General features: G+C 43.2%; 11 protein-coding genes. 8 read left to right on the top strand and 3 right to left on the bottom strand.

Going from position 1 to position 13,723, the window contains the following annotated elements; genetic code table 11:
- Window positions 1-13: 13 nt before the first annotated feature.
- Genes Q5866_RS18160 through Q5866_RS18175 form a run of 4 tightly spaced genes read left to right on the top strand, consistent with a single transcriptional unit; the run spans window position 14 to window position 5,687 of the window.
- The gene (locus Q5866_RS18160; protein ID WP_099291024.1) at window positions 14-718 is read left to right on the top strand and encodes a DUF4843 domain-containing protein; all 705 of its coding nucleotides are present in this window, start codon (window positions 14-16) and stop codon (window positions 716-718) included.
- Between the two features lie 16 nt (window positions 719-734).
- Complete coding sequence (locus Q5866_RS18165) at window positions 735-2,378, top strand: PKD-like family lipoprotein (protein WP_303181673.1); 1,644 nt, start codon at window positions 735-737, stop codon at window positions 2,376-2,378.
- Window positions 2,379-2,428: 50 nt separating this feature from the next.
- Complete coding sequence (locus tag Q5866_RS18170; protein ID WP_099291022.1) at window positions 2,429-3,355, top strand: ABC transporter ATP-binding protein; 927 nt, start codon at window positions 2,429-2,431, stop codon at window positions 3,353-3,355.
- A gap of 10 nt (window positions 3,356-3,365) precedes the next feature.
- Window positions 3,366-5,687 (top strand): Gldg family protein, encoded by a 2,322-nt coding sequence (locus Q5866_RS18175; protein ID WP_303181674.1) that lies wholly within the window; start codon window positions 3,366-3,368, stop codon window positions 5,685-5,687.
- A 75-nt stretch (window positions 5,688-5,762) separates the two neighbouring features.
- Here the strand turns inward: Q5866_RS18175 and Q5866_RS18180 are convergent, their stop codons facing one another.
- The 3 genes from Q5866_RS18180 to dprA all read right to left on the bottom strand — a co-directional run bounded on the left by Q5866_RS18180 (window position 5,763) and on the right by dprA (window position 9,923).
- Window positions 5,763-7,115 (bottom strand): MATE family efflux transporter, encoded by a 1,353-nt coding sequence (locus Q5866_RS18180; protein ID WP_303181676.1) that lies wholly within the window; start codon window positions 7,113-7,115, stop codon window positions 5,763-5,765.
- Window positions 7,116-7,285: 170 nt separating this feature from the next.
- Window positions 7,286-8,620: an NADP-specific glutamate dehydrogenase gene (gene gdhA / locus Q5866_RS18185; RefSeq protein ID WP_186974625.1), complete on the bottom strand. Its 1,335-nt coding sequence runs from the start codon at window positions 8,618-8,620 to the stop codon at window positions 7,286-7,288.
- A 190-nt stretch (window positions 8,621-8,810) separates the two neighbouring features.
- On the bottom strand, window positions 8,811-9,923 hold the full coding sequence (gene dprA / locus Q5866_RS18190; protein ID WP_303181678.1) for a DNA-processing protein DprA: 1,113 nt from the start codon (window positions 9,921-9,923) through the stop codon (window positions 8,811-8,813).
- Window positions 9,924-10,048: 125 nt separating this feature from the next.
- Between dprA and aroB the strand changes: the two genes are divergently transcribed.
- The 4 genes from aroB to Q5866_RS18210 form a co-directional block, all read left to right on the top strand.
- On the top strand, window positions 10,049-11,080 hold the full coding sequence (gene aroB / locus Q5866_RS18195) for a 3-dehydroquinate synthase (RefSeq protein ID WP_303181680.1): 1,032 nt from the start codon (window positions 10,049-10,051) through the stop codon (window positions 11,078-11,080).
- Window positions 11,081-11,082: 2 nt separating this feature from the next.
- Window positions 11,083-12,288: a 3-phosphoshikimate 1-carboxyvinyltransferase gene (locus Q5866_RS18200; protein ID WP_303181682.1), complete on the top strand. Its 1,206-nt coding sequence runs from the start codon at window positions 11,083-11,085 to the stop codon at window positions 12,286-12,288.
- Window positions 12,289-12,435: 147 nt separating this feature from the next.
- Window positions 12,436-13,017, top strand: coding sequence for an RNA polymerase sigma factor (locus tag Q5866_RS18205; RefSeq protein ID WP_227215782.1), 582 nt, complete (start codon window positions 12,436-12,438; stop codon window positions 13,015-13,017).
- 455 nt (window positions 13,018-13,472) lie between these two features.
- Window positions 13,473-13,723: DUF1016 N-terminal domain-containing protein (locus Q5866_RS18210; RefSeq protein ID WP_303181684.1), on the top strand; the 251-nt coding region annotated here is incomplete at its 3' end.

Genomic DNA, 13,723 nt, shown 5'->3' on the forward strand with positions numbered 1-13,723 from the left:
AAATAAAAGTGTTATGAGAAAGTATTTGATTTATATTTTATTTTTATCGTTTTCGTGGAGCGTGAGCGGGTGTTCCGAAGATGATATTAAGTTATATAGCGACAAGGATTATATCCTGTTCACGAAATATATTCAAGATTCCACCAGTTTCTCTTTTCTTGCTTATCCTAACGTGGAACAAGCAGAGTATAAGTTGGAAGTGAAGTTGATAGGACTTCCCTCAGACAAGGATCGGGAATACAAGATTTCCGTGATGAAGGATTATACTGATACTCCGGATGGTACTTATATATTACCGGAAAAGTTTGTGATGGAAGCCGGTCAAGTGGTGGATACTTGTGTGATTGTTTTTAAAAAGACACCGGAACTCTCTAGCGTAGCCCGTCGTTTGACGTTGTGTCTGGAAGAAACTGAAGATTTTGCTTTAGGGCAAGCAGATCGTTTAGTGGCAATTATCAACGTGTCGAATATTATATTTAAACCGGATTGGTGGAACTCTACCGTGGTAAAAACTTGGTTGGGTGAGTATTCTGATATGAAGTACGAGTTATTTATCAAGATAAATGACGGAAAAGTAAACGTGAATGTTAATGATGCCAACGAGATTCGAACCTGTACACTGAAACTGAAAAACTACTTGAAGCAGATGGCGGAGAATGATCAGACCGTGTACGAGAAGGATGGTACCGAGATGAAGGTCGCTTATATCGGAGGTTAATTTTAAATAGGAAGATATGAAAAAGATAACGAAGTATATGCTATTATGTCTGATCGTCTTCGCGTTCGGGGCATGTTATGAAGATAAGGGTCATTATGATCATATTTATTCGAACATTGAAAAACTTAATTATTATTCGAAACAGAATGTGTCTACGGTGACGTTGGGAGATACGGTAAAAATTTTCCCCACGATTACATGGGTGAATCCGGAAGTTGATACATTAGCTTATGATTATTTTTATGTTTTTAGTGGAGATACAATTTGTAGAGAACGGAATCTGATAATCGTTCCCGATGAAGTTGGTTCTTTCACCGGTTACTTGATAGCGCAAGAACGTGCCACGAAACTGATGACAATGGTGAGCGTGAGTTATACCGTGAATTCACGTTTCAAGACCGGTTGGTTGATCTTGTCTGAAAAGGAGGGAAGGACGGCTTTGTCAATGCTTATTCAAACCCGGAATTATTATAATCTGGATGAAGGAGATGAGGGGTACGTGGATTACGAGGATGGTGATATCACGGAAAGTGGAGAGGTGTATGGCGGAGGGTATTTGTGTTCTTGGGAAGATGGTATCGATCTTTATCAAGAATTGCACCCGGATAGTCCGTTGGGTAGTAAACCGGTTTCCGTGGATATGGGTTGGGTCGGTTACAGTAATAATTACGCTGAGATCGTGGTAATCCAAGAGAATGGTGATAATTGGGTGTTGAATGCAAATGATTTTTCTAAATATTATGCTTTTAATGAGGATTTCGGTTCCGGGGTTGCCAGAGCTTTTGAACCGGTTCAGTTTATCGATGCGCTGACTTCTCACTATATGGTCGGGAAAGACGGATCTATTTATTGGAGAAAAATCAATGCATCAACAATGGATTCAAGACAATGCCGTTGGGAGAATCTGCTTTATTTCGGTAATAATGGGAAAATCACGAAAATATTTGATACATGGATCTATAAATTGGGAGCGATGCTGGTATATGATGAAACAAATAAAGCTATTATACCGGTTACTACGGTTGCACAAACTAGTGAATCTGCAGCGGCTCGTCTTTTGGATATAACTTATGGAGAAACGATACCGGATGGCTTTGTACTACTAGGGAATACCGGCGAGTATACTCCGGTTTATGTGGCTAGTATAGGATCATCCAGTGATTACAATTCATCGACACTATTTATGCTGTTGAAAAAGGGAGATAAACTTTATTCACAACAGTGCTATGCTTACGTGGATTATTATTCCGGTGTTTTTAAGATTTCTAAAATGCAGGCACCCGTAGAATTCCCAGCTGATGGTAAAGTGAATGAAAATTCAATTTACATGAAATGTAAATACGATAGTGATTATATGTTTGTGGCAGAAGGTAGCAGGTTGTATTTTTATGAAATGAGTATTCCGGAACGAGGCTTGAGATTGTTCAAGGATTTTGGTTCAAGGATTACAAGTGTTACTGAAAATCCGGCGAGTTGGATGATAGGTGTGGCGTTGGAAAATGGAGAGTTCCACTTGTTGGGTACGTACGATCGTTTCTTTACAGGAGAAGGTTTGGGAGAGCAAGCGACTTATCACGTGACAAAAGGTTTGGGTAAAATTACGGATGTCGTTTGGAAACCTAGTAGTTATGTCGGTTGGGCTTTCGGTTACATTTACTAGTATTTGGAAAATGTATTGTGTTTTTAATTTAAATATGTGAATTAAGATTTATGGAAAAACCAATTGTAAAAATTGAAAATGTTTCTCATCGGTATAGTGTACAATGGGCAATACGGGATATTAATTTTGAAATACCTACCCGGGGAATTTATGGATTGCTGGGTTCAAACGGTGCGGGGAAGTCAACATTGATGAATATTCTTTGTGGCGTGTTGAGACAGACTGAAGGAGATATTTTTATAAAGGGAATAAATACAAAAGAAAATTCCGTTGCGGCGAAGCGTTTGATGGGTTTTTTACCTCAGAAACCTCCTTTGCATATGGACTTGACGATAGAGGAGTTCCTTTATCATTGTGCGGGAATTCGACTTATGCCTGATAGCGAGATTCCGGGAGCGGTGGAAAATGCTTTAACTGAGTGTGGGATATTGCATTTCCGGAATCGCTTGATTCGTAATCTTTCGGGTGGTTACCAACAACGGGTGGGTATCGCTCAAGCAATTATTCATAGTCCCGAGTTGGTTGTATTTGATGAACCTACAAATGGTTTGGATCCGAATCAAATTCTTGAAATCCGCAATCTGATAAAAAAGATTGCGGAGAACAGAACTGTAATTCTTTCAACCCATATGCTTACCGAAGTGCAAGCGATATGTAATCATATTCTTATGGTGGAAGAAGGTCATATGGTGTTCTCGGGTAGTGTGGATGAGTTTGACAATTACATTACCCCGAACACCGTATTCGTATCTTTACTTGATGCTCCGGCCCCGGAAGTGTTGATTGAAGTTCCCGGGGTAACAAGAGTGGAAGAGTTGGGGGGAACGAAGTTCCGGTTGATAGCCTCGGACGTGAATGATGTTATCGAACAAATGGTGGAATATAGTTATAAAAATGCTTGGCGCTTGAACGAGATACGCGTAGAGAAAAGTTCGCTTAATGCCATTTTTGCAGAATTGTCTAAAAAATCAAAGTAAAGGAAGAAATATGAAAGCTATAAAAAGAATTGCCCTGACGGAATTGCAGACTATGTTTTATTCACCTATAGCATGGTTCATCTTGATTATTTTCACGTTTCAAGCCAGCATGACGTTTGTGAATGCGTTTGAGGGGTATGTCGTTTCTCAAGAATTGGGACGTTACGTTTATAATGTGACCATGGGGACTTTTACCAGTCCTTGGCGTGGGGGATTGTTTCCCGAAATTCAAGGGTATTTATACTTGTATATACCTTTATTGACCATGGGGATCATGAGTCGGGAGTTGAGTAGTGGATCAATCAAGTTGCTTTATTCGTCACCAGTGACGAATTTTCAGATTGTTATCGGGAAATTTATTTCAATAATGATTTATGCGCTTGTGATGATTGCGGTACTTGGCCTGTTCGTGATTTATGGTGTATGTTTCGTGCATGAATTTGATTTACCTCCGGTATTGGCAGGGTTGCTAGGGCTTTACCTGTTGATTTGCGCGTATGGAGCTATCGGGCTTTTCATGTCATCCTTGACCTCTTATCAGGTGGTTGCAGCGATGGGTACCTTTGCGGTATTTGCCGTGTTGAATTACGTGGGCGGTATGTGGCAGGATATCGCTTTTGTGCGGGATATCACGTATTGGTTATCAATTCGAGGGCGTTCAGGTGAATTTATCAACGGTTTGCTTTGTAGCGAAGATGTAATTTACTTTTTGGTTGTTGTCGTTTTGTTTCTGACTTTTACTGTAATCAGGTTGACCGTGATACGTAAGAAAAAAAGTTGGTTCGTTAGTACTTCTTGGTATTGCTCGGCGATATTGATTGCTGTGTCGATTGGGTATTTGAGTTCTCGACCTACATTCATGTGTTATTATGATGCTACGCGGACTAAAGTAAATACCTTGACTCCGAATAGTCAGGAAATCGTGTCCAAGATGAAAGGGAATTTGACAATTACCACCTATGCCAACGTGTTGGATGAAGATCGATTTTTGTGGTATGGCTTCCCGAAAAGTGAGTTGAGCGATATCAAACGTTTCAAGCAATATACTCGTTTTAAGCCGGATATCAAGATGAGATATGTCCGTTATTATGCCAAAGGAAATAACGAGAAGGAGTTGAATAAGCGTTATCCTACTTTGAATGATCGGGAGAGGATGGTGAAAATTACCCAGAATTATGGTGTAGACTCTTCTATTTATCTTGATGTGAATGAAGTGAGCAAATTGGAAGATTTGTCGGGTGAAAATTATCGTTTCGTGCGGGTATTGGAAAGAGAGAATGGGCAGAAGGCATTTTTGCGTATTTATGATGATATGTATGTGTTCCCGTTCGAGACGGAAATCACTGCGGCTTTTAAACGATTGGTGATGGATTTGCCGCAAGTGGGATTCGTGGAAGGACACGGAGAACGTGATTGTATCAAACAAGGCGATAGAGATTATAATCGTTTTGCACAAGATAAGCCTTTCCGCTATTCTTTGATTAATCAAGGTTTTGATTTCAGACAAGTTACTTTAGACGAAGAAATTCCTGAAGATATCAATATTTTGGTTATCGCGGATGTGAGGGAGGTTTTGCCGGAAGCACATCGGAAGAATTTGGATGCTTATATTGCCCGGGGAGGGAATCTTTTGATAGCGGGAGAACCTAAGCGTCAGAAGTACATGAATCCTCTTGTGGAGCAATTCGGGGTTCGTTTTATGCCGGGACGTTTGGTGAGTCCAAGTGAGAATTTTCAGTCGGATTTTATCATGTCCAAGGTAACAAAAGAGGCTGCCGAGTTTTCTTACCAACTAAAAGACATGTATAGATATGAATACGTGGCAACGATGCCTTCTACCGTGGGCTTGGATTTATCCGGAATACCGAATAGCGGTTTCAAGGTAACAGTATTGTTAGTTACTGATTCACTGAAAACCGTTTGGAATGAGGTTGAGAGTACGGACTTTGTAGACGAAATACCTGTGATGAATCCGGATAAGGGGGAGGTTGAATTGAATCAGGTTCCAACGATGGTTGCTCTTTCTCGCGCCATGGGGAACAAGGAGCAGAAGATTATTATCTTGGGAGATGCGGATTGCTTGAGTAACGGAGAGATCAGTATTTCTCGTAATGGGGTAGAAGCATCCAATTATTCTTTAATTACTTCCTCATTCTTTTGGATGTCAGATGGAGAAGTGCCTATTGATATTCGTCGTCCGAAACTCCCGGATAATAAAGTTTATGTTACCAAAGGAGGAATGACTGTAACAAAGATTTTGTTTATGGGAGTAATTCCATTGGTTTTGATCTTATTTGCGATCTTGATATGGATTAGAAGAAGAGGACGTTAATGTTTGAAAAGTGATAAAAAGGCTACCTTATTCTCTGGAGAATGGGAATAAAGGTAGCCTTTGTATCTCTGATACTCAATTATTGCCATTTAGCAAATTGTATGCTTTTTCGGGAATAAACAACTTCTTTTGTATGATACGATAAGCAACGCATACGGCTACACCCGTGACGAGCCACGAGATGGGATAGATGATCATTAGGGCTTCGAAGGTGGGAAACAGAGGACAGATGACGTACACCCAGAATAAACGCAACACGCAGGTGCCGAATACCGTGAGTATGGCGGGTAGCATGGAATACCCCAGTCCCCGGAGGGCTGCACCTGCTATCTCGTAGGAACAGGCGAGGCTTTGGGTTAGCAATACGATTTCCATGCGAAGGGTGGCAAATCGGAATACTTCGGGACTGGAGGTGAAGATTCCGATAGCGAGTTCTTTTTGCCAGACAAAGAAGCCGTTCAGGAGGGCGCAGGAGGTAACGCTTAGTAACATGGTTTGGCGGAATACTTTCTTGCAGCGTTCGATTTGTCTGGCCCCGTAGTTTTGACTGATGAAGGTGACGGTAGCTTGGCTGAATGCGCTGACCACGAAGTAGCAGTAATATTCATAGGTGAGGGCTGCGGCAGAGCCGGCGATGGCATTTGAACCGAAGCGGTTGATGGCGGCTTGGATGAAGATATTGGCAATGGAGAATACCATGCCCTGTACCCCTGCGGGGACGCCAATCCGGAGCATTTTTCGTAATTCGGGACGGGATATTTTGATGTGTTTGCTTTCCAGACGGAAAGGCTCTTTCTCGTGTAAAAGGATGTAGATGATCATGCCGGCGCAAAACATATTGGATACGACTGTGCCTATGGCAACCCCTGCGACACTCATTTTGAAGACGATGACTAATAATAAATTTAATGCCGTGTTGATGAGTCCGGCAATGATAAGACAATAGAGAGGGCGTTTCGTGTCGCCCATACTGCGAAGAATGGCAGCGCCGAAGTTGTAGATCATGAAGAAGGGCATCCCTAGAAAGTAGATACGGAGGTATAGGACGGCTAGGTCAATAACATCATCGGGAGTGTCCATCATTTCCAGAATAGGTCGGGCGATGAGCAATCCGACCGCGAGTAATAGTACGCCATTTGCTAGCGTGACCACGGAAACGGTATGTATGGCATTTTTGATACCGCGTTGATTTTTTTGTCCGATATAGTTCGCGATAACGACACTTGCCCCAACGGATATCCCGACAAACAGGTTTATCATCAGGCTGATAACCGAGGCGTTGCTTCCCACTGCTGCAAGAGCCTGACTGCTGGCAAACTTCCCGACAACAGCTACATCCACCGAGTTGAACAATTGTTGCAGGATACTACTTGCTGCCAATGGCAGTGCAAACAATAGAATTTTGTTCAGCAAGCTGCCGTGCAACATATCCATACGAACAGTTCCTTGTGGTGATTTATCTTGAGCGCGCATGATGAAAATCTTCCTAAATTTTTTACGGCACAAAGGTACAGGAAACTATTCATATCGTTGATTTCTGGTAATAAAAAATCCGCTCCGAATTTGGAGCGGATTCTTTATATAGACTTACTGTATTATTAGCAGTGTCCTTGAGCGCACATAGCCTCGGCAACTTTGATGAAGCCACCGATGTTAGCACCCTTAACATAGTCGATCTTGTTTCCGTTCTTACCGAACTTAACGCAAGTATCGTGGATGTCTTTCATGATTTGAGACAATTTAGCGTCTACTTCTTCAGCAGTCCAGCTATATCTCATTGAGTTTTGGCTCATTTCAAGACCGGAAACAGCAACACCACCAGCGTTAGCTGCCTTACCGGGAGCGAACGTGATGTGCTCGTTAGCGTATCTAACAGCTTCCGCGGTACATCCCATGTTAGAAGTCTCAACGATCATTTGGCAACCGTTAGCAACCAATTTCTTGGCATCGTCTTCGTTCAACTCGTTTTGGATAGCGCAAGGGAATGCGAGGTCGCATTTTACTTCCCACGGTTTTGCTTTCGGGAAGAATTTAGCACCGAATTTCTCAGCGTAAGGAGCTACAACGTCGTTGTTGCTAGCACGCAATTCCAACATATAGTCTACACCTTCTTGAGTTAAACCTTTCTCGTCATAGATGTATCCGTCAGGACCAGAGATAGTCACAACTTTAGCACCTAATTGAACTAATTTTTGAGCGGCACCCCAAGCCACGTTACCGAAACCGGAAAGGGCAACTACTTTACCGGCGATCTTCTCACCTTTTTCTGCCAACATGTGTTGTGCGAAATAAACGGTACCGTAACCGGTAGCTTCCGGACGTACTCTTGAACCACCGAATTCGCGGTTCTTTCCGGTTAATACACCAACGAATTCGTTGCGGATTCTCTTGTATTGTCCGAACAAGAAACCGATTTCACGAGCGCCTACACCGATATCACCAGCAGGTACGTCAGTGTCAGGACCGATGTGTTTGCAAAGTTCAGTCATGAAGCTTTGGCAGAAACGCATAACTTCATTATCAGATTTTCCTTTCGGGTTGAAGTCAGAACCTCCTTTACCACCACCCATGGGAAGAGTAGTCAAAGAGTTTTTGAAAGTTTGCTCGAATCCTAAGAATTTCAATCCGCCAAGGGTTACTGACGGGTGGAAACGTAAACCTCCCTTGTACGGTCCGATAGCACTATTGAATTGTACTCTGTAACCGCGGTTGATTTGTACTTCACCTTTGTCATCAATCCAGGGCACTCTGAACATGATAACTCTTTCAGGTTCTACCATTTTCTCAAGGATCTTGTTAGCCTTGTATTTCGGGTTTGCCTGATAGGTATCCCAAACAGTTTCGATTACTTCTTCAACTGCTTGGTGGAATTCAGTTTCACCCACAGTTCTAGCCTTTAAGGCATCCATGAATTCTTTAATCTCTGCTTTCATTTGAATATTGTTTAAGTAAAAACTTTAAAAAAACATCTTTTAATTTGAATTGTGAAATTCGGTTCAAAGGTATGCTTTTGTTTATGATTCCAAAAATTTTTCGCACTATTTTTTGGTACCCGCAAACGTTATAATAGTTTAAAATTAAAATCATTTATCGTCCCGTGCTATGAATCTGTAACAAAACGGGTTAAATAAGTGAATAACATTTACCGGGAAGCCGGGTGACTATACCCTCTAATTCCAGTTTCAAAAGCAAGACGGCCAGATCGTGGACGGGTATCCGGGTGAGTTGATGAAGCTGGTCGATGTTTTGTTCTCCCGCTTCGGTTAAAGTTTGTCTGATAAGGTCTTCGTCGCTCGATTCGGGGAAGAAGTCGAGTGATGTTTGATAAGGTGCTGTCGGGAGCGGTTCCCAATTCAACGCTTTCAATATGTCGGAGACGTTTTCCATGAGGGCGGCAATATTTTGTTTGATGAGCATATTGCATCCCGTGTAGTTCGTGTCTTCCGGGCGACCGGGGAAGGCGAGGACATCCCGGCTGTAGGATAATGCCTGTCGTGCGGTGGACATGGCTCCCCCTTTCACGGGAGATTCAGCCACGAGTATCGCTTCGCTCATACCTGCCACGATGCGGTTCCGTTGGAGGAAATTCGTGGGGTGTATCGGTGCACAAGTTGGAAATTCGGAAAGTAATGTTCCGCCTTGTTCCAGAATTTTGTCCGCTATATTTTTGTGGGGTGCCGGGTAGATCATGTGCAACCCGTGACCGAGCACGGCTTGTGCCCGAAGCCCGTGTCGGAGGCAGGCGGAATGCGCGGCAATGTCAATACCGTAAGCCAGCCCGCTGATGACATTGGGACGGAATCCCAGGTCAGCCAATTGCTGGAGGATATTTTCCACGCGGGCTTTGCCTAAATCGGTGGCTTTGCGAGTACCCACGATAGCGATATTCTTGGCTTCGTCGGGTTCCAGCGTACCTTTATAGAAAAGTACCAGCGGGGCATCGGCACAATGTTTCAGCAGGCGGGGGTAATTCGTGTCTTCTATTCCGCAGAGCTGAATACGGTGTTTCTCCATGTTCTTTAGTTCCTCTTCAGCCAGTTGCAGCCACAGGGAACGCTCCGGTTGAATGTTTGTCAGGTTGTTCTCTTTGAAAAGCAACTCTATATTTTTGTCACTTTCTTGAAAGAAACCGGTAATGCCGCCACATTGTTGGAATAGGGGAGAATATAAAGCATTGTTTAATCTGGGAGCAATTGTGATTGCCACCCGGTTCAGGGTAGAATTGTCATTGTTCATGCGCCGATCAGTTTTAATGAATTTGACCAAAGTTATTTTTTTATGGCGAGAAAAACAATTAATTTTAAATTTTAATTCCCCGTATCGGTTGAAATAGTGTAATTTTGTGCAGAAATATGGGACAAATGGAGCGTATTATATTTACAACGGATTCGAGTCTTGTCCTCGCCGAGTTGTTACAAGGTGTCAGGCATGATCAATTATTTATCGTGGCGGATAAGCACACGGTCGGTTTTTGTGACAAGTTACTGGAGAAAGTGAATTGGATGCCGTTGAACGTGGCGGTAGTCGATTGCGGTGAAGAAAACAAGTCTCTGGTGAGTGTTGCCCGTGTCTGGTCTATGTTGAGCAAGCGGGGAGCTCGTCGTTCTTCTATATTATTATGCGTGGGCGGGGGTATGGTGACGGATATGGGTGGTTTCGCCGCTTCGACGTTTAAGCGGGGAATGCGTTGTATCTATGTACCCACGACTTTGCTGGCACAAGTGGATGCTTCGTTAGGCGGGAAAACGGGGTTTAATCTTGACGGGTTGAAAAACGAGATCGGTACTTTCAGCGAGCCGGAACGAGTGGTTATTGATGTTTCGTTATTACAGACGTTACCCGTTCGGGAACGGGTATCCGGTTATGCCGAGATGCTGAAACACGGGCTATTGTCTGACATGGAGTATCTGGAGCGGTTACTGGCTTGTGACACGAACGTGCCCGAACGTGAAGAATTCCTTGAGTTAATTAAAAAATCCGTGTCCGTGAAGAATGATATCGTGACTCAGGATCCGAATGAGAAAGGGATACGTAAAGCCTTGAATTTCGGACACACGATTGGGCATGCCATCGAGAGTTGTTCCATGATGCGGCGGGAAAATATGTTACACGGGGAAGCTATCGCGTTGGGAATAATAGCCGAGTTGTATCTTTCCGTGCGCGAGAAAGGTTTCCCGGGCGAAGTGTATCGCCGGGTGCGGGAATTTATCAAGAGATATTATCCAACCTACCCGGTTATGGAGCACGCGGATACATTGTATGAATTGATGTTGCATGACAAGAAAAACGATCGTAAAGGTGTGAATTTTACACTTCTGGAAGATGTCGGGCAGTTTTCTATCAATAATTACTGCACGAAAGAACAGATTACGGAAGCATTAAACCAGATATAAGCATGGATAACGTTATCGCTTGGGAAGGGAAAGAAATAAAAGGTACGGTAATTTTACCGGCATCCAAGAGTGTGTCCAACCGGGCTCTCGTGTTGAGTGCGTTGGCGGACGGGGTGTTGCCTGAAAATCTGTCCGATAGCGATGATACCCTTGTGTTGATGGAAGCCTTGTCCCGAACGGGCGGACTCGTGGATGTCGGTCACGCGGGAACTGCCATGCGCTTTTTGGCAGCTTATTTTGCCTCGCGTGACGGGGTATGGGAATTGACCGGTTCGGGGCGAATGAAGCAGCGACCGATAAAAGTGTTGGTAGAGGCTTTGCGGGAACTGGGGGCAAGTATTGAATATTTGGGGAGAGAGGGTTTTCCGCCTTTATGGATTGGGAATGCCGTGTTGAGGGGGAAAGAGATTTGCTTGGATGCCTCGGTCAGTAGCCAGTATATTTCAGCGTTGATGATGATCGCTCCTTTGGTGGAGGGGGGACTCGTGATTGATTTGAAAGGGAAAGTCGTTTCCGCGGATTATATTCACATGACGGTGGAAATGATGCGTCGCTTCGGGGCAGAGGTGTGTATCGCGGGGAATCGGGTAGTCATTCCCGGGGGGAAATATATGCCTGCTGCTTTCCGGGTAAGTGCCGATTGGAGCGCGGCGTCTTTTTTTTACGAGTTGTTGGTTGTCGCGGGCGAGGGGGAACTCTTTCTTCCGGGGTTGGAGTATGATAACTTGCAAGGTGATGCGCGTCAAGTCGAGTTATGGCAACAGTTAGGGGTACACACGGAAAGGGTAACCGGGGGGATTCGTTTGTCAACCCATGATGCGCGAGTGTCCCGTTTCGAGGCGGATTTGTCGGGAATGCCCGATACGGCTCTTTCTCTGATTGTAGCTTGTTGTTTATCGGGTATCCCGTTCCATTTGCGGGGTATAGAAACCTTATATATAAAGGAGTGTGACCGGGTGGATGCCGTTACGCGGGAGTTAAGTAAATTGGGATATAAATTGCAGGTGCCGATACACGGGGAATTGTGCTGGGATAAGGTGCGTAACGTGGTGACTTCATTAGATATAGACACGTATCAAGACCACCGTATGGCAATGGCATTTGCTCCTGCCGGGTTGAAGTATCCCGGGCTAACCATTCGGGATGCCGGGGTGGTCACCAAATCGTTCCCCGGTTTCTGGGAACAGTTTAATAATTTAGTGATTTAGAGATTTCCGGTTTACACGGGACGAGGTTTGTGTGCGGTGTACTCGTGGTAGCAATGTTAATTTGATAATAAATTGCGGGAAATATTTTTATCGAATCGAAAATAGGAATATTTTTGCTGACCGTGGATACAAGAAAAACGTGATATTTTGGATGAACAGATATTGATAGAGCGATTAAGACGAAATGACCGGAGTGCCTATTCTGAATTGTTTGATGGGTATTTCGATAAGTTGTTTACATTCGCTTTGAATATGGTTTTCCGGGAAGATGTGGCTAATGATATCGTGCAGGAAGTGTTTATCACGATTTACGAGAAATCGGTTTTTTCCAATTACAGGGGATCGTTGAAAGCGTATCTCTACACGAGCGTGCGGAACCGATGCTACAATTACCTGCGGGATGCCAAGGTCGAAGACCGGAATATGGCGTTGTACGCGGAGGCGGCAGTATATTCCGATAATGTTGACACGATCGACGAGGAAGAGGTGCTGGAGAAGATCCGGCAAGTGATGGATGAATTGCCGGACAGGTGTCGTGAAGTGTGTCTTTTGCGGTTTGTACATGGCTATAAATACAGTGATATCGCGGAGCAATTGTCTATGAATGAAAACACGGTGAAGGTACAATTGCACCGGGGTATGGAGAAAATTAAAGAAAGTTTTTCGAATTACGATTTCGTCCTGCTCCTTTTCGTGATGAGTCAATCGTGCTTGCTTTTACAGGCTTAACAGCCATTTTCATGCGGGAATGACCTCGATTGTTTTACCGTTCATTTCCAACACTTGTTCTGTATCCCGCGTGATAATCAATAGTTTTTCGGCTATAACTGTTTTCAGTATATTTTTATTCTATATGCAAAATAAAAAATAGTCATTTTTGTTTTGTATATAGAATAATATTGTTCTAATTCAAAGTGGATGGGAGTAATTGACTAACATACAAAATGTTTCGATTGTTTTACTTTTGAAACGTAATTAAAAGAGGTATGGAAATCTACATGCGAGTCTGTATTTAGGAATTTTCTTAAAAATTTTAATGTATAAAATATCCCAAATCCAGAATATGATTTACTATATTTATGCGATAATTGAAAAGCCTCCTGTAATATTGAATTGTGTAACGTCTATTTTAGATAGCAAAGAGATGTTTCGGATGTGATCGGTAAAAATTAATCCATGAGGATATGGAAGAAAATCATAAATTAGAAACAGTTTATAATGCGGCAGTACAAATTATAAAGACAGCTATACTTCGTAGTCAATATCAGGCCGCTAAGTTGGTAAACAAAGAACAGTTGGGACTTTATTGGGGGATCGGGAAATATGTATCACTTAATTCTCGTGATAAATTTTGGGGAACAGGAGCTATTGAAGCTATTAGCCAACGATTGCAAAAGGAATTACCGGGGTTGCGTGGATTTTCTGCCCAACATAT

Source organism: uncultured Butyricimonas sp. (assembly GCF_959596855.1).
GTDB lineage: Bacteria > Bacteroidota > Bacteroidia > Bacteroidales > Marinifilaceae > Butyricimonas > Butyricimonas muris.

Excerpts from the sequence above, each read along its gene's own strand:
- dprA (WP_303181678.1), bottom strand. The coding sequence starts at position 9,923 with ATGAACAATGACAATTCTACCCTGAACCGGGTGGCAATCACAATTGCT.
- gdhA (WP_186974625.1), bottom strand. The coding sequence starts at position 8,620 with ATGAAAGCAGAGATTAAAGAATTCATGGATGCCTTAAAGGCTAGAACT.
- Q5866_RS18170 (WP_099291022.1), top strand. The coding sequence starts at position 2,429 with ATGGAAAAACCAATTGTAAAAATTGAAAATGTTTCTCATCGGTATAGT.
- Q5866_RS18200 (WP_303181682.1), top strand. The coding sequence starts at position 11,083 with ATGGATAACGTTATCGCTTGGGAAGGGAAAGAAATAAAAGGTACGGTA.
- Q5866_RS18180 (WP_303181676.1), bottom strand. The coding sequence starts at position 7,115 with ATGTTGCACGGCAGCTTGCTGAACAAAATTCTATTGTTTGCACTGCCA.
- Q5866_RS18160 (WP_099291024.1), top strand. The coding sequence starts at position 14 with ATGAGAAAGTATTTGATTTATATTTTATTTTTATCGTTTTCGTGGAGC.
- Q5866_RS18175 (WP_303181674.1), top strand. The coding sequence starts at position 3,366 with ATGAAAGCTATAAAAAGAATTGCCCTGACGGAATTGCAGACTATGTTT.
- aroB (WP_303181680.1), top strand. The coding sequence starts at position 10,049 with ATGGAGCGTATTATATTTACAACGGATTCGAGTCTTGTCCTCGCCGAG.
- Q5866_RS18165 (WP_303181673.1), top strand. The coding sequence starts at position 735 with ATGAAAAAGATAACGAAGTATATGCTATTATGTCTGATCGTCTTCGCG.